Raw genomic sequence first — 15,810 nt, 5'->3', positions numbered from 1 at the left:
TTGAAGAAGAGAGAGGAAGTGATAGAGATTATTGGGGCACGCGAACACAATCTTAAAAACATTGATGTTACGCTGCCGCGCAATAAGTTGATTGTAATCACCGGCATAAGTGGGAGTGGTAAATCTTCCCTTGCTTTCGATACCATCTATGCGGAAGGCCAGCGTCGATATATGGAAAGTTTCAGCGCATATGCTCGAGCATTCATCGGCGACATGGAAAGGCCAGATGTCGACAAAATAGATGGTCTGAGCCCAGTGATTTCTATCGAACAAAAAACCACTTCTCGTAATCCTAGATCCACCGTAGGTACTGTCACAGAAATCTATGACTTCTTTAGACTGCTATACGCGAGGGCCGGCGAAGCATATTCATACCTTTCTGGCAAGAAAATGACGCGTCAATCTGAGGATCAAATCATAGATATGATCCTCAAAAATTATGATGGTCAAAAAGCAGTCTTGTTGGCTCCTGTTGTAAAAGGGAGAAAAGGTCATTACAGAGAACTTTTCGTTCAAATACGCAAGTTAGGATTTACGAAGGTTCGGGTAAACGGAGAGATTCAAGATCTGGTACCTAAAATGCAGGTGGATAGGTACAAGACTCACGACATTGAAATTGTAACCGATCGAATCAAGGTTTCAGAGAAAGATAAAAAGCGGATAAGAGAGTCCGTTAATACTTCATTGCGTCACGGTGATGGAGTAATGATGATTCAGAAAGAAGATGGAGAAATTGCTCATTTCTCAAAAAATTTAATGGATCCAGAAACAGGCTTAGCTTATGATGAGCCTGCTCCAAATACATTTTCATTCAATTCCCCATACGGTGCTTGTCCGGAGTGCAATGGATTAGGAGTGATAGAAGAAATTTCAAAAGAATCTGTCATTCCGGATAGTTCTTTGAGTATTAGCCGCGGGGGGATCGCTCCACTAGGTGAGTATAGGGATATCTGGATCTTTAAAAAGATTGAGGCCATCCTAAAAAGAAACAAGGTAAATCTGTCAACACCGATCAATAAGATTCCCGAAGAGGTGATAGACATATTGCTTTATGGTGATAGTGTACCAGTTGCAGTAAGTTCGGTGAAGTATCCGGGTACAGATTGGAATACCAAGTTCGAGGGGATTATCAACTTTTTGGAAAAGCAAAAGGATGGTGGCTCTGAGAAAATTCAGGCCTGGGTGAAAGAATTTACAGATTCAAAAATATGCCCCAGCTGTAATGGATTCAGACTTAAAAAGGAGGCCCTTCACTACAAAATTGCTGATAAGCATATTGGGCAACTTGGCGAAATGGACATCAACACGCTGGGTGAGTGGATGGTAAACATTGAGGAGAGGCTTGATGAAAGACAAAAAGTAATTGCAACGGAAATCTTAAAGGAACTAAGAAAGCGAATTGGCTTTCTTTTAGACGTGGGACTCGATTACCTGAGTCTAAATCGTCCACTAAAAACACTTTCCGGCGGTGAAGCTCAAAGAATTCGACTTGCAACTCAGATTGGCACACAGCTAGTCAATGTCCTTTATATTCTGGATGAGCCAAGTATAGGATTACATCAAAGAGATAACGTTAAGCTAATTCAAGCTTTGAAAGACCTTAGAGATTTAGGCAATACGGTTATCGTTGTTGAGCACGACAAAGACATGATGCTTGAGGCCGACGAAGTTGTTGATATTGGCCCAGGCGCTGGAATTCACGGAGGTCAAATTGTTGCCAAGGGAAATCCTCAAGAATTTGTAAAACTTGGAAGTTCAACAGCAGATTACTTGAATGGTAAGCGTCAAATTGAAGTGCCTGCGGAGAGGAGATCAACAAATGGCAAATGGCTTGAACTTTATGGTGCTTCTGGTCACAACCTTAAAAATGTTGACTTAAAGATTCCGCTTGGCAACTTGATTCTAGTTACAGGAGTGTCTGGTAGTGGGAAGTCAACGCTGATCCATGAGACACTTTACCCAATTATCAGAAAGCATCTTTACAAAAGCCGACAAGAGCCGCTTCCATACAAAGATGTAAAAGGGGTCGATTATTTTGATAAAATCATTGAAGTAGATCAATCTCCAATCGGTCGTACACCGAGATCCAATCCAGCAACGTATACGGGTGTTTTTTCAGAGATACGTAGCCTTTTTGCTCAACTTCCTGAGGCAAAGATTAGGGGTTATAAACCTGGGCGATTCTCATTCAATGTCAAAGGGGGAAGATGTGAAACATGTGGAGGAGGAGGAATGCGTCTCATTGAAATGGATTTCCTCCCAGACGTTCATGTGCCTTGCGAAACATGTAAAGGGAAACGCTATAATCGAGAAACGCTCGAAGTTAGATTTAAAGGAAAATCGATATCGGATGTTTTGGATATGACAGTAGCACAGTCGGTTGATTTCTTTGAAAATCAGCCAAGAATTGTCAGAAAGCTCAAGACTTTAAATGAAGTTGGACTAGGGTATATATCCCTTGGTCAGCATGCAACCACGCTTTCAGGAGGAGAAGCGCAACGAGTAAAGTTGGCTACAGAATTATCCAAAAAAGATACCGGAAAGACTTTTTATATCCTGGATGAACCAACTACTGGCTTACATTTCCAAGATATCGAACACCTGCTCGATGTGATTCAAAAGCTAGTAGAAAAAGGGAATACGGTACTAATCATAGAACACAATATGGATGTTATAAAAGTAGCAGATCATATTATCGATCTAGGACCGGAGGGTGGTTATGCCGGTGGGCAAATTATTGCGCAGGGCACTCCGGAAGAGATCGCTAAGGTGAAAGAAAGTTATACTGCCAAGTTTTTGAGAGAAGAGCTTAATTAACAACTGCCTCGATATATTCAGAATCTCCGAAGTAGTAATAATCTCCTTGAAAATCGAAAGCAAAATCACTTTCTTCAAGTATCATATTATCTAAAACTGAGATTTCATTATTAGCAACCTTATTTAAGGGTATTTCTCTCACTAAATCACCTTCGTAATTGTAAATTTTTACCATTTTTTCGAAGACCAATTCAGCGTCTAATTGCATGTACAATCCTTGATTGGCATGCGCTGGGGCTTCAGCAGTTCCAGCAAATGCGGAAACTGTAAGAGCCAGTAGCAATAGTAGCGATTTCATTAATTTGTCCTTTAAAAATTGAGTTTAGTCCTGTTTAAGCATACGACGAATAACTGCCTGGGTTTGTTAATTATCATTAATAATGGCGAACGGTAGGGTTAACGTTATGTTAAACCACTTATCAATTATTGCTCTCTTCTATGAAAATCTCGAGACAGATATCCCAACACCTTTGTTAGATTTAGCTCAATGACGAAAGCCCGATTATATTGGTTGTGTCAAATTCTTGGCTGGGGATCCTATGGATTCATGCAAGTATTTTTCTATTCAATGGCTGAGCGCTTTGATCTCATTCAGGCTGTTGGAATCTTATATCAGGTTATTTATTTTATCGGGACCACGCATTTTTTGCGCGGCATTATCATACGTTTAGATTGGCTCAACCTACGTCTGCCTCACCTTATTCCAAGACTGCTGTTTGTAACCTTAGTGTTAAGTATCCTGAATTATGTCTACCTATTGATAATTGATTTTGGGACGCATACCGTCTCCAATACAGAATTAAAGCTTTTTACTGCATCAATAAATACCGTTATATATTGGGTAATATATTTCATCTGGTGTCTATTTTATTTCGCCTTTCACTATGTCCAGCGTTACAACAAATCACTCAAAGCGGAGACTGCCGCAAGAGAAGTAGAATTGAAAAATCTTAAGGCTCAACTTAATCCTCACTTCATTTTTAATTCATTGAATAGCATCCGTGCGCTGGTAGATGAAAACCCAAGAAAGTCTAAAGAATCAATCACACAGCTATCGCATATTCTGAGAAATTCCTTGATCAGTGATAGGAAGAAGTTGATTCCATTTACAGAAGAATTAAAAACGGTAATGGATTATTTGGCTTTGGAGTCTATCAGGTATGAAGAAAGGCTGATTACAAGTTTTGACATAGATAGAAACTCCGGTAAATTCAGTATTCCGCCTCTAATGCTACAAACGTTAGTGGAAAATGGCATTAAGCATGGAATATCTAACTTAAAGCATGGAGGAGAAATTAGTATTTCCACATCTGTCAGAAGAAAACAACTTCAGTTGCAAATCCGTAATACGGGACAGCTCTCTAAAGATAAGAATGTGACTGAAGGTTTTGGATTGGCAAATACTAAGAAAAGGCTGGAGTTGATTTTTGGAGAACTAGCCAGGTTTGAAATTAAAAATGAAAATAAATCTACGGTTCTAACTACAATATCGATCCCGCTGAGGGATGGCGCTACCATAGAACTAAATGAATAATTAAATAGTATGAAGGCTATTATAGTTGATGATGAAAGACTAGCAAGAAAGGAGTTAATGTCACTTCTGGCAAGTCATCCAGAAATTGAAATTGTTGATGAGGCTGCTAACCCAGATGAGGCTGTAGAGAAGATCGAAAAGCATGATCCTGATGTTATCTTTCTGGATATTCAAATGCCAGGAAAGACAGGGTTTGAAATGCTCGAAGGAATGGAGCGCGTGCCTCAGGTAATATTTACGACAGCTTATGATGAATTTGCCCTCAAGGCATTTGAGTATAATGCGCTAGATTATTTATTAAAACCAATTCAGCCGGAACGCCTTTCAGAAAGCCTAAATAAAGTATCCATTAAAGCTTCGAAAAAGCCAGCTAAAGATCAAAAACTTGGCAGCAAGGATCAAGTATTTGTTAAGGATGGTGACAAATGTTGGTTTGTGAAGCTTGAAGATGTTCGTTTGTTTGAATCAGATGGAAACTATATCAAAGTCTACTTTGACAAGTTTAAGCCCATGATTCATAAGTCTTTGAATGCATTAGACGAAAGACTGGATGATCGACATTTTTTCCGCGCAAGCAGAAAGCACATAATTAATTTAGGATGGGTTGAGTCAATTGACACCTGGTTTAATGGTGGGTTGCTCGTACAGCTAAAAGGGGGAGAAAAAATAGAAGTAAGTCGCCGGCAGTCCGCTAGGTTTAGAGAAATGATGAGTCTTTAATCTTTTACGACATCAAGAAACTCTTTTTCCACTTGCCAATCTTTTGATAGCGTTAGAATGGCTGTAGTTTCCATCTCGGTTACATAGCCCTTTTTATGTGTTTCTTCCCAAACCTCCATTAGGTATTTTAATCGATCTGATGAGCTCATCTTAGTGAAAATTTTGGAAAGGAACTCTCTTGACCGCTCGAAGGCAGAAAGGTAATCTTCAGAAATGAATCTATTTGCCCAGTCCATCTCATCTTTGGCCTGAAGCTTAGAAGCTGTATCTTCTAGCATGGCTCTTTCATCATCATCCAAACCGTGGTAATGGAAGATGAGAGACTTAAGCAGAAGAAGGGCTTTTTTTGTTGTGGCGTCCATAGCTCTCGCAAAAGTAGGTCTTAAGAGTCATTATCCCTAGCTCTTGTTTTAGGAGATTTTATTCATCAAAGAATAACCTTAGCGCAATCTCATCAGCAACTAAGAAACCCTCTGGTTTTAGCGAAATAAAATTACCTTCAACACATATCAAATCCTGTTTGGTCAGCTCTTCAAGAAAGTCAGAATGAGCTTTTTCAAATTGAGTCCGCATTGATTCAAGACTGTTTAAATCAAGTCCTTTTGCAGTTCTCAATTGAGTCAAAATACGCTCATTAATCAATTGTGTTGCGCTTAAATTTTCGCTCTCAAAATATGACACATTGCTATTGATTCCGGATATATACTTGGCATTATTCCGAATGTTGAATCTTCTCGAAGATCCATCATACGAATGTGCTCCTGGACCAACCCCGAGATAGGGGATGCCTGCCCAGTAGTTAGTGTTATGTCTTGAATAAAGCTCCTCTCGTCCAAAGTTCGATACTTCGTATTGCTGATATCCTTTAGACTTTAAAAAATCAATAGCAAATAAATATTGTTTTGCAGCTTCTTCTTCAGGTAGTTCTATCAGTTTTTTCTGCTCTTCCCATTTAGCAAATACGGTCTTACTTTCAATAGTAAGCCCATATAGAGAAATGTGTTCAGGCTCTAACTTGGTGATTGATTCAAGATCGGAATTCCATTTTTTTTCATCGTGATTTGGGATAGCATAAATTAAGTCTAGCGATATGTTGTTAAACCCTGCTGTACGAGCATTCTGAAATGCGTTTATTGAGTCACTGGCTGCATGTGCACGATTCATCCAACTTAGTTTTCCATCATCAAAAGTTTGGATGCCAAGACTTAACCTGTTAATACCTAATTCATATAACTCTTTTGATTTGACTTTACTTAAGTCTTCAGGGTTTGCTTCTAAAGTAATCTCAGCATGTTTGGAAACATTGAAAGTGGCATATACCACTGCCAATAAATGCTCCAGTTGCTCCGTTTCAAGAAGAGAAGGGGTTCCACCACCGAAATAGATGGTTTCTATTTCTTCAGTTAAATAGTCTCTTCTATTTGAAATTTCTTGACAAATAGAATCTATCATCTCTTTTTGAGGTTTCAGATTTGTGCTAAAATGGAAGTCACAATAGTGACATGCTTGCCTACAAAAAGGAATATGGATGTAAATACCTGCCATTATTTGAAGCTAAATTGCATAGTCCAATGCAAAGATTCCTTGTTCTACTCTTTTTTATAACCTGCTTTGCTGTAAAAGCACAGATTCAGGCCGATGTCTTTGTAGATGGAGACTTTTCAGAAAAAAGAGTATTCACAGACTCATTGGATCAAGTCAAATACATCAACAAAGTTATGATTGATTGGGTGAATGAGGGATTTTACTTTTCAGGTTTAGACTCAATAAAATTTGATGCGGAAGGTTCTGAAATCCATCTCCATAAGGGAGATAGGACGAAACTTAATTTATCTGGATTTAAAGGAAAACGAGTTCATTCTTATTTAAAGAAGAGACTCGACGATTACTCAAATGGAGGTTATCCATTTGCGTCTATTCGCATTGATTCCTCCTCCCTTTCCGATGGTTCACTAACTGGAAAATTTACTATTCGTGAAGGACCGGAGATTTATTATGACTCTGCACACTTTTTCCAGGAATTAAAAACCAGTCACTCATATATCTATCAACTTGTCGATATGATACCGAATGAAAGATTTAGTGAAAGAAATTATAGACTTGCTCAACTCAAAATAGAACGTTCTCCGTTTTTGAGAATTGAACGACCAACTGATTTGTCTTTTCAAGACAAAAAAGCAAAGGTCTTCTTAGATATAAAAGAAACCGCCTCAAGCTCATTTCGAGGAGTGGTGGGTCTTCAACAAGCTCAGAATGGAAATACAAGTGCTGTTGGCACTTTGGAATTGGATATTCAAAATTTATTCCGATCGGGGAAACAATTTAAATTTTTATGGGAACGTTTCGCGGAGGAATCGCAAAACCTCAATGTGTATTATAAACATCCTTTTTTCTTAGATTCTAAAATTTCACCATCAGTTAATTTCAGTCTTCTTAAACAGGACTCTTCATTTCTGACCAGACAGTTAAACATCGGAATTCACACGTATGTTTCTCCCAGAATAGAGCTACTTGCAGAGTATGAATCGACCAATGGAACACTTTTATCAACAAGCTTAGAGGCCGTTAGAAATTTAGGTTTAGCTGATTACAAAAGGCGGGTCTATGGACTACAGCTGACCAAAGGATTTTTAAGCAATCTGAATGAATATAGCGCTAATTATGTCTGGAATGTAAGAGCTTCTGGCGGCACTAAAGAGATTGAGAATAACCTGAGTTTACCTGATTCATTTTATGATACACTAACTACTCAAACAAGTTTTTACAGATTGGAAACTACATTGGCCTATCAATTCAAGATACTCAAGAGACAAGCCATATTTCATCATTTGACTATGGGGTATATTCAAAATGATCAATTACTAAGAAATGAGCTTTACAGACTTGGTGGATTGAATTCTGTAAGAGGATTCAATGAAAAGGAATTTTTTGCAGAGAGCTATTTAATGAGTCGATTTGAATTTAGATCATTCTTTGAAAATGAAAGTTTTGTATATGCATTTTATGATCATTTATTATATAGAAATGGGGCAGAAGGTGAAAGCCCATTTGGTTTTGGATTAGGATTTGCGCTTGATACTTCAGCTGGTCAATTTAGATTTGCGCTAGCAACAGGGAGTTCAGACAATCAAGAGCTATCTTTTTCGACGTTAAAAGCACACTTTGGATACATTTCCAGATTCTAAATGAGGATAATTTTATACCTAATAGCAAGTACAATTTCAATATGCTTGATGGCCCAAACGGATACCATCGTTGTTACTGATTATACCAAAGTAATGGTTAGTACGGATGAATCAAGTAGAACCATACCTGTAACCACTTTGGAAGGTGTTTCTCATGCTGGGTTTTTCCTAAATGAAATACCAAATGGTAGTATCAGAATATGCTCAGAGAATGAACTTTTTGTTTGGACGAATGGGATGTTATTAGATGTTATCAATGAATGCAAATTTTTTGATCCAAACACTTTTTTTTCAGTAGCCAAATCGGATACAGTTTTTATTTCATTTAGTTCACAAGCTACGTTAGAAGATTTGAACTGCGACTTAATTGTTTTTGAAGAACTTCAGGTGATAAAAGATCAAGTATCACTTCCGAGAAAAGTAAGAAGTGTATTTGAGGAGTTCACATTAATCTCTCTTCTGATTCTAATATTGATCTTAGGATTTATTATGGTTGAATATCCATCGAGAATTTCATATCTCCTTGAAAAATCTTTTACCCTAAAAGCAAGTGCCTATGAATTTGTAAATACAAATTTCTACACGGGTGCTAGCATTTATCTCCTGGTATTTTATTCACTTGCATTGGCTTTTGTTGGTGTTTACCTAGATACGCTACTTTATTTTAAGCTCTTCGAACAACCCGAATCTCTTATTGGATTCATTTTTAATTGGTTAAAAATATCAGGAGCAATATTTGGTCTATTTATCATTAAGTGGCTGGTGATTTCGATTATAGCGAAATTGTTTCGCTTTAGAGATCTGGAAAATTTTCAACTATTTGACTTTTTAAATTTCAATTTAGTTCTATTAGTACCAGCATTGCTTTTCATAATTTTCGATTTCGTGATAAATGATAAATCCCAATCTTGGATTTCATCAGGGTTCATGATGCTATTCCCAGTCATGCTAATTCTATTCGTTGTCTGGTTTACTTTAAAGTTTGTTAATAATTCTTCTCGTAAAAAACTTAGTATTATTTCCTACCTTTGTGCCACAGAAATCATCCCTGTCATTATTTTGCTTGGATGGTTCTTAAAATAATCACAAAAAGCTAAGATTTAAATGAGTGCGACTAATGATCTTTTAGTAACGGATAAAGAGCGTTTGAAAAGTGTAAAGAGTATTTTAGTATCTCAACCAGAGCCATCTAATCCGAATTCTCCATATCATAAGTTAGCGGAAAAGTACAATTTGAAAATTGATTTTCGCAAATTCATAGATATCGATCCTGTTGACATCAAGGAGTTCAGAAAACAAAAAGTGAATATTTTAGATCACACTGCAGTAATTTTTACAAGTAGAAATGCAGTAGATCATTTCTTTAGACTTGCCACGGAAAGTAAGATCGAGATTCCTACTGACATGAAGTACTTCTGTATTTCTGAGACTACTGCAAATTACCTTCAGAAATACATCGTAATCAGAAAAAGAAAGATTTTCACAGGAGAGAGAACAGCTCAAGATCTATTAGGTGTTATTAAAAAGCACAAAAGCGAGAAATTTATTTTTCCTTGTTCTGATATCCGAACGGATCATATTCCTGATTTTTTAAATGAGAATGGATACGAATGGTCTGAAGCAACCATTTACAGAACAGTAGCTGCTGATTTATCTGACTTGGATGATGTTACTTATGATATCATAGCTTTTTTCAGCCCTTCAGGAATTGAATCATTGTTTCAGAATTTCCCTGAGTTTAAGCAAAACAATACTCGTATTGCAGCATTTGGCCCAACTACCTCAAAGGCGGTTAAAGATGCAAGCTTAATATTGGACATTCAAGCACCTCTTCCAAATGCACCTTCTATGACTGGTGCGATTGAAGTTTACATTAAAGAAGCAAATAACATTTCTTAGAAATAAGGGTATATAGTTTGTAAGAGTTATACTTACACTAAGAAATCAATTTTTTAGCGACCTCATTTAATATTCTTTGAGAGTTCTATGATTTCTGCAAGGCCTTTAAAAAAAAGAATATGAAGGGTAGCGTAAGAATCGTATCTTTTGGACTACTGTTTTTTGTTTCATTCTTGGGATATGGACAAAATGATTTCTTTTTTAATCATTACATGTTCAATCCATCTTATTTCAATCCAGCATGGGTTGGTACGGATAATCAGGCCTTTGTTGCAGCACATCATAGAAGTCAATGGGCTGGATATAATGCCACTTCTGACCCAGAAGGAGCTCCCACAACTCAACTACTTTCTTTGGTAGTCCCAGTAAAATCAACTTTTTCTGGCTTTGGAGTTTCAGTTTCTAACGATCAAACAGGTCCTCTAAATTCCGTTCAAGCTAGAATTTCAGTTTCAGCAATGAAAGAATTTAGCTTCGGCAAGATCTCAGTTGGATTAATGCCATCGCTAAATGCAGCATCAATAAATACTAGGTACAGATTTGTGGATCAAGGCGATACTTTTATTCCATCGGGTAGTGAATCGCAGCTTAAGCCAAACCTTCATGCTGGTGTCTATTTTCAGTCAAGAAATGAGTATTTCATAGGCGCATCTGTTGAAAATATATTGCAACCTACTTTTGACTTTGGAACTCAAGCCAGTAATAAAATACCCGCCAATTATATTTTAATGGGAGGTACTTCGTTTGGTATCTTAAGGGATTTGGTTTTGAAGCCAACAATTTTGATAAGGTCGGATCTTAATACATATACTTACGATATTAGTGCAATTGCCATGTATCAAGATAAAATGTGGGGAGGTCTTGCTTTTAGAAGGGCGGAATCATTAAGTATCCTCTTAGGATATTCCTTTTTGGAAGGTAATAAGCTAAAAGCAGGCTATTCTTTTGACTATGTTGTTAAAGACCAGGATGCAAAAGAACCAACCTCCCATGAGGTGTTTATACGTTATGATTTGCCAGACTTAGTGTTCGGTGGACGAAAGGCTGTGAAAACTCCTAGGTTCACTTTTTAGTCAAATAAGTAAATGCCTTCATCCAAAATTGAAAGCAAAACTTGTCCCAAATAGATTTATGATTATATATTTAGGCAGAATATCGTGCAATAATTCTTGTTAAAGTTTGTTTATTTTACATACTTGCATGTTCAATAAAGGTGTTATGATTAAAATGCGTGTTTTTACAATCTCAAATTGTATTGTTCTTTGCTGTGCAATAATCCTATCAGGATGTGGGCTTTTCGGCGGAGATCAAGGAGACAAAGGTGAGCTAATTGGAGCTCCCGACAGACAGGGGTGGGAAATGACCAGGCCTTACGGTATGGTTTCAGTTCCATCTGGTACTTTTCACATGGGTCAAGCAGACGAAGACGTTGCTGCGACTCAGATAAATTTCAACAAACAAGTTACTATCGGAGCTTTCTTTATGGATGATACTGAAATCACCAATAATGAATACCGACAGTTTACCCAAAATCTTCAGGAGAGCTCAGAAATTGATTTACCTACGGGTTATTCAATAGCTGACTTGATGCCTGATACCACTGTGTGGACAAGAGACTATACCCACCACATGGGCGATCCATTGGTTGTATACTATTGGTCTCACCCAGCTTTTGATGATTATCCAGTGGTTGGTGTTGATTGGAATTCTGCAAAATATTTCTCTGAGTGGAGAACTCAATACTTGAATGATTACAGATCTAGTGTGGGTCTTCCAATTATGCCGAACTTTAGACTACCATCAGAAGCTGAATGGGAATACGCTTCAAGAGGTGGTAGAGATATGGCAAAATATCCTTGGGGTAATCCTTACATAAGAAATGCTAAAGGTTGTCTTTTGGCAAACTTTAAGCCAGGACGTGGAAATTATTTTGATGATGGATATGCATACACATCTCCTATAGGTACATACTTCGCTAATGAATATGGACTATATGATATGGCCGGTAATGTGGCTGAGTGGTGTGAAGATGCTTACAACCCATCTGCGATGCCATTAACCTGGGACTTGAATCCTACGTATTTTGATGATAACGTGCCTTTCAAAGTTATCAGAGGAGGATCATGGAAAGATATTGCTTACTATCTTGAAACTGGTACTCGTTCTTATGAGCACCAGGACACCACAAGAGCATCTATAGGATTTAGATGCGCAATGACGTATCTTGGAAGATCATCAGGGTACGAATTTTAATAAATCAATAACGAATAAATTACTAACCTAAATATTATTACAATGAGCAAAAAAGGCGGATTTCAGGAGCTTCTCTATTCCACTATAATGCCGAAAATTTACGGAATAGGAGCTGCAGTTGTAATCGTGGGAGCGATGTTTAAAATTCTGCACATGCCGGGTGCAGCCCTAATGCTTGGGGTTGGTCTCACCACAGAGGCAGTTATTTTCTTTCTAAGTGCTTTCGAACCAAAGCACGCTGAGCCAGATTGGGCAAAGGTTTATCCAGAGTTAGCAGACGATTACGATGGTCCTGCTGCTGCGCCTAGAAAAGCTGTGCCGCAAGCGACTGGTGCTTCAGCACAAATGGATAAAATGCTAGCTGATGCGAAAGTTGGCCCAGATTTAATTAAAAGTTTAGGTGATGGTATGCGCAATATGGCTGACTCTGCTAAGAAGATGTCAAATCTTAGTGACGCTGCTGTTGCTACTAATGAGTATGCTGGTAATGTTAAGTCTGCATCTAAGTCTCTATCTGAGATGAATAAGTCATATGCTTCTGCAATGCAGGCAATGTCTGGAATGGCGGATGCAACAAAGGATACTAAAGAATATCACAGTCAAGTACAAAATGTAACTAAAAGCCTTGGTGCTCTTAATGCTGTGTATGAAATGGAGTTGAAAGATGCTCAAAGTCATACTAAAGCATTGAACAAATTCTACTCTAATGTGAGTGGTGCGCTTGAAAGCATGGCTGAAGCAGGAAAAGAAACTTCTGCATTCCAGTCAGAACTTAACAAGCTTACTTCGAACATTTCTGCTCTTAATAAAGTATACGGTAATATGCTTACCGCAATGAGAGGTAATCAACAATAAACCCTTAAAACGAATTAATTATGGCAGGAGGAAAAGAAACACCACGGCAGAAAATGATCGGCATGATGTATTTAGTGCTAACAGCATTGTTGGCTCTAAATGTAAGCTCCACAGTTCTGGACAAATTCGCCTTTATCAATGAAAGTTTGGAGCGAGCGAATTCTGAAACATCAGAAAGAAATGCTCGAACTATATCTGGTATGAAATCTGCCGCAAAAGACAAGGGGAATAGAGCTGATGATTTAAAAGTAGTTTCTGATGCTGAAGCGCTTCGCGCCGAAACACAGAAGATTATGTCAGAACTGGATGACTATAAAGAAACATTTGTAGAAATCACAGGTGGATATATGGAAGGTCATGATGGAGATAAGAGGTTTATCAATGGTAAAACTGACTATGATAAAGTTGGAAATTACATGATGCCTGTTGAAGAAGGTGGCGACGGAAATGGAGCAAGAATGAAGGAATTATTGAATGGCTATGCTACTTACATCCAAGAATTACTTAAGAAGAATGGTGCTGATGAGTCCAAGCTGAAGTTGTACCATAAGATAGCTTTGGATGCCGAAGAAGATCCTATCTACAGTAAAGATGAGAATCAAAAGGGTAAGAAATGGTCTCAACTTGCTTATGAAAACTCTCCAACACACGCTGGATTGGCAACTGTAAGTGAGTTCCAAGCAAACGTATTATCGTTTGAAACTTCAGCATTAGACTTTCTTGTAAAAAGAGTAGGTCTTAAAGATTTAACATTTGACGATATCAGGCCAGTAGTAATGCCTGAGTCGCAATATGTAGCTGCAGGTACTAAGTATAAAGCAGACATGTTTATTGCTGCTTCTGCTTCTGGCTTGAATGATAAAATGAAAATGACGTACAATGGAGAAGATGCTCCTGTTGTTGCTGGTGTTGGTAAAGTAGAATTTACTGCTACTCCAGGTAACTATGACAAGAACGGTAATGCTAAAAAGCAAATCATCGCTTCAATCACTGTTCCTCAAGGAGGTGGTACTGATACTACTTTCACAGACACTATAGACTATTATGTTGTTCGTCCAGTAATTCAAATTCAATCACAATCTGTAAATGCACTCTACTACAATTGTGGTAACGCTCTAGATGTGCAAGTTCCTGCTTTAGGTACTTCGTACAACCCGGCATTTACTGCAAAGGGTGGAGATGCTATCAAAGGATCTACTACAGGACAAGTTACTGTAGTGCCTCGAGCACAGAAAGTGACATTGACAGTAGCTTCTAATGGAAATGTAATTGGTTCAAGAGAATTTGGAGTAAGAGCAATTCCAGCACCAGATATTAAAGTCTTCACAAGTGCAGGTGAAGTAAATCAAAAAGAAGGTATTCCTTCTAGAACTCCAGAATTGTTCCTTAGAGCTATTCCTGATGAGAGTTTTGCATCTTTCCTTCCTAACGATGCTAAATTCAGAGTAGCTGAAGCTGAGATTACCCTGGTTAGTGGTGGTCTGGGTCGAGGTTCTATCAGAGCTGGAGAAAAGATCAACTTAAGAGGAATGTCAGGAAGAAAAGGTGATCAGTTGGTTATTGAAATTAAGAAAGTCCAAAGACAAAACTTTAGAAAGCAAGTTGAGGACTTCAAAAAATTCCAACGATTTATCAATATCTCGTTGAAATAAATTTGTAGACAAACAGTGTTATGAAAAAATTAGGTTATGTAGTTGTTTTTGCTCTTGCTGTCTCTTTTGGATACGCACAAGAAGAATTAGCTCCTTTGGTTAAGCCAGAGGTTGATAAGGCTCAAGTGATGTTTAAGAAGACAGTATGGAGACGAATGGATATGAATGAAAAGCAAAACAGTCCATTCTTTTCTTTAAATGGAGAAATATCTCGATTGCTTATTGAAGCTGTAGACGAAGGATTGCTAACTCCGTATCGTTCTGATTCTTGTATAAACTTCATGCCGGATATCATTTTCATCTCAAATATTTCTGTTGAAAGAGAGCAGAACCCATTTGTAGGTGGAGGTTTTAGTTCTGGAGGATTTGATTCATTTGGAGATGAAGAAGGAGCAGATGCAGCAGAGGAGCAAGCAGAAGAGGCAAGACAAGAGGCTATTCCTGAAGATTTATTTTCAGTACTTTACATCAAAGAGGATGTAATCTTTGATAGAAACAGGTCTAGAATGTATAACTATATACGTTCAATAAGTCTTGCTTTACCAAGAGATGCTGGTTCATTATATAACCCAGCTGGATTCGAAAAGAAAGTGGCACACTTTAGATATGATGATGTAATTGAATTATTTAGAGGTCCATATGCTGATCGAGCGATATATTATAATCTACAAAATCCTGGAAAGCACATGAACATGAGTGATGCTTTTGAGCTTAGGTTATTTAATGCTCCTATCACAAAAATTTCTAATCCTCTTGATTTAGATATCAGACAGCTATATCAAGATGAAATGGCAAAAGACCCGATGAGTGTGATTGTTATTCAACAAAAGTACGAATACGATCTAATGGAATATGAATCGGAACTTTGGGAATATTAATTTTTTGAATGATTTGA

Annotated in this window: 14 protein-coding genes; 11 read left to right on the top strand and 3 right to left on the bottom strand. The window is 37.7% G+C overall.

The genetic code is table 11. The features are described 5' to 3' along the window. The gene (gene uvrA, locus ACY650_RS07020; RefSeq protein WP_462253141.1) at positions 1-2,817 is read left to right on the top strand and encodes an excinuclease ABC subunit UvrA; all 2,817 of its coding nucleotides are present in this window, start codon (positions 1-3) and stop codon (positions 2,815-2,817) included. Here uvrA and ACY650_RS07015 read toward each other — a convergent pair. Next, the gene (locus ACY650_RS07015; protein ID WP_462253139.1) at positions 2,810-3,115 is read right to left on the bottom strand and encodes a hypothetical protein; all 306 of its coding nucleotides are present in this window, start codon (positions 3,113-3,115) and stop codon (positions 2,810-2,812) included. The two genes, uvrA and ACY650_RS07015, sit on opposite strands and share 8 nt — an antisense overlap. 189 nt (positions 3,116-3,304) lie before the next feature. Between ACY650_RS07015 and ACY650_RS07010 the strand changes: the two genes are divergently transcribed. Both ACY650_RS07010 and ACY650_RS07005 read left to right on the top strand, forming a co-directional pair. Continuing rightward, entirely contained in the window at positions 3,305-4,351 is a 1,047-nt protein-coding gene (locus ACY650_RS07010; protein ID WP_462253137.1) for a sensor histidine kinase, read from the top strand. A 9-nt stretch (positions 4,352-4,360) separates the two neighbouring features. Beyond that, positions 4,361-5,071 (top strand): LytR/AlgR family response regulator transcription factor, encoded by a 711-nt coding sequence (locus ACY650_RS07005; protein ID WP_462253135.1) that lies wholly within the window; start codon positions 4,361-4,363, stop codon positions 5,069-5,071. Here ACY650_RS07005 and ACY650_RS07000 read toward each other — a convergent pair. Both ACY650_RS07000 and hemW read right to left on the bottom strand, forming a co-directional pair. After that, positions 5,068-5,433, bottom strand: coding sequence for a hypothetical protein (locus ACY650_RS07000; protein ID WP_462253133.1), 366 nt, complete (start codon positions 5,431-5,433; stop codon positions 5,068-5,070). The two genes, ACY650_RS07005 and ACY650_RS07000, sit on opposite strands and share 4 nt — an antisense overlap. A gap of 58 nt (positions 5,434-5,491) precedes the next feature. Beyond that, positions 5,492-6,616, bottom strand: coding sequence for a radical SAM family heme chaperone HemW (hemW, locus tag ACY650_RS06995; RefSeq protein ID WP_462253131.1), 1,125 nt, complete (start codon positions 6,614-6,616; stop codon positions 5,492-5,494). Between the two features lie 26 nt (positions 6,617-6,642). On the opposite strand from hemW, the gene ACY650_RS06990 reads away from it, so the two are divergent. The 8 genes from ACY650_RS06990 to porN all read left to right on the top strand — a co-directional run bounded on the left by ACY650_RS06990 (position 6,643) and on the right by porN (position 15,793). Then, complete coding sequence (locus ACY650_RS06990) at positions 6,643-8,256, top strand: ShlB/FhaC/HecB family hemolysin secretion/activation protein (RefSeq protein ID WP_462253129.1); 1,614 nt, start codon at positions 6,643-6,645, stop codon at positions 8,254-8,256. Next, a complete protein-coding gene (locus ACY650_RS06985; RefSeq protein ID WP_462253127.1) occupies positions 8,257-9,339 on the top strand; it encodes a DUF4271 domain-containing protein in 1,083 nt (360 codons plus the stop codon). Between the two features lie 21 nt (positions 9,340-9,360). Then, positions 9,361-10,155, top strand: a complete 795-nt coding sequence (locus ACY650_RS06980) for a uroporphyrinogen-III synthase (protein ID WP_462253125.1) — start codon at positions 9,361-9,363, stop codon at positions 10,153-10,155. A 119-nt stretch (positions 10,156-10,274) separates the two neighbouring features. After that, the gene (locus ACY650_RS06975) at positions 10,275-11,228 is read left to right on the top strand and encodes a PorP/SprF family type IX secretion system membrane protein (RefSeq protein ID WP_462253123.1); all 954 of its coding nucleotides are present in this window, start codon (positions 10,275-10,277) and stop codon (positions 11,226-11,228) included. A gap of 154 nt (positions 11,229-11,382) precedes the next feature. After that, positions 11,383-12,408, top strand: a complete 1,026-nt coding sequence (gene porK / locus ACY650_RS06970; RefSeq protein ID WP_462254389.1) for a T9SS ring complex lipoprotein PorK/GldK — start codon at positions 11,383-11,385, stop codon at positions 12,406-12,408. A 42-nt stretch (positions 12,409-12,450) separates the two neighbouring features. After that, positions 12,451-13,263 carry a type IX secretion system motor protein PorL/GldL gene (gene porL / locus ACY650_RS06965; RefSeq protein ID WP_462253121.1) on the top strand — a complete coding sequence of 271 codons (813 nt, stop codon included), beginning with the start codon at positions 12,451-12,453 and terminating at the stop codon, positions 13,261-13,263. A 20-nt stretch (positions 13,264-13,283) separates the two neighbouring features. Continuing rightward, a complete protein-coding gene (gene porM / locus ACY650_RS06960) occupies positions 13,284-14,915 on the top strand; it encodes a type IX secretion system motor protein PorM/GldM (RefSeq protein ID WP_462253119.1) in 1,632 nt (543 codons plus the stop codon). Positions 14,916-14,935: 20 nt separating this feature from the next. Further along, positions 14,936-15,793, top strand: coding sequence for a type IX secretion system ring subunit PorN/GldN (gene porN / locus ACY650_RS06955; RefSeq protein ID WP_462253117.1), 858 nt, complete (start codon positions 14,936-14,938; stop codon positions 15,791-15,793). The last annotated feature ends 17 nt before the right edge of the window (positions 15,794-15,810 follow it).

This window comes from Ekhidna sp. (genome assembly GCF_963691765.1).
Classification (GTDB): Bacteria; Bacteroidota; Bacteroidia; order Cytophagales; family Cyclobacteriaceae; genus Ekhidna.
This window is presented reverse-complemented; position numbering and strand designations above follow the sequence as displayed.

Coding starts and splice junctions, on each gene's coding strand:
- ACY650_RS07015 (WP_462253139.1), bottom strand. CDS start 3,115: ATGAAATCGCTACTATTGCTACTGGCTCTTACAGTTTCCGCATTTGCT.
- ACY650_RS07010 (WP_462253137.1), top strand. CDS start 3,305: ATGACGAAAGCCCGATTATATTGGTTGTGTCAAATTCTTGGCTGGGGA.
- ACY650_RS07005 (WP_462253135.1), top strand. CDS start 4,361: ATGAAGGCTATTATAGTTGATGATGAAAGACTAGCAAGAAAGGAGTTA.
- ACY650_RS07000 (WP_462253133.1), bottom strand. CDS start 5,433: ATGGACGCCACAACAAAAAAAGCCCTTCTTCTGCTTAAGTCTCTCATC.
- hemW (WP_462253131.1), bottom strand. CDS start 6,616: ATGGCAGGTATTTACATCCATATTCCTTTTTGTAGGCAAGCATGTCAC.
- ACY650_RS06990 (WP_462253129.1), top strand. CDS start 6,643: ATGCAAAGATTCCTTGTTCTACTCTTTTTTATAACCTGCTTTGCTGTA.
- ACY650_RS06985 (WP_462253127.1), top strand. CDS start 8,257: ATGAGGATAATTTTATACCTAATAGCAAGTACAATTTCAATATGCTTG.
- ACY650_RS06980 (WP_462253125.1), top strand. CDS start 9,361: ATGAGTGCGACTAATGATCTTTTAGTAACGGATAAAGAGCGTTTGAAA.
- ACY650_RS06975 (WP_462253123.1), top strand. CDS start 10,275: ATGAAGGGTAGCGTAAGAATCGTATCTTTTGGACTACTGTTTTTTGTT.
- porK (WP_462254389.1), top strand. CDS start 11,383: ATGCGTGTTTTTACAATCTCAAATTGTATTGTTCTTTGCTGTGCAATA.
- porL (WP_462253121.1), top strand. CDS start 12,451: ATGAGCAAAAAAGGCGGATTTCAGGAGCTTCTCTATTCCACTATAATG.
- porM (WP_462253119.1), top strand. CDS start 13,284: ATGGCAGGAGGAAAAGAAACACCACGGCAGAAAATGATCGGCATGATG.
- porN (WP_462253117.1), top strand. CDS start 14,936: ATGAAAAAATTAGGTTATGTAGTTGTTTTTGCTCTTGCTGTCTCTTTT.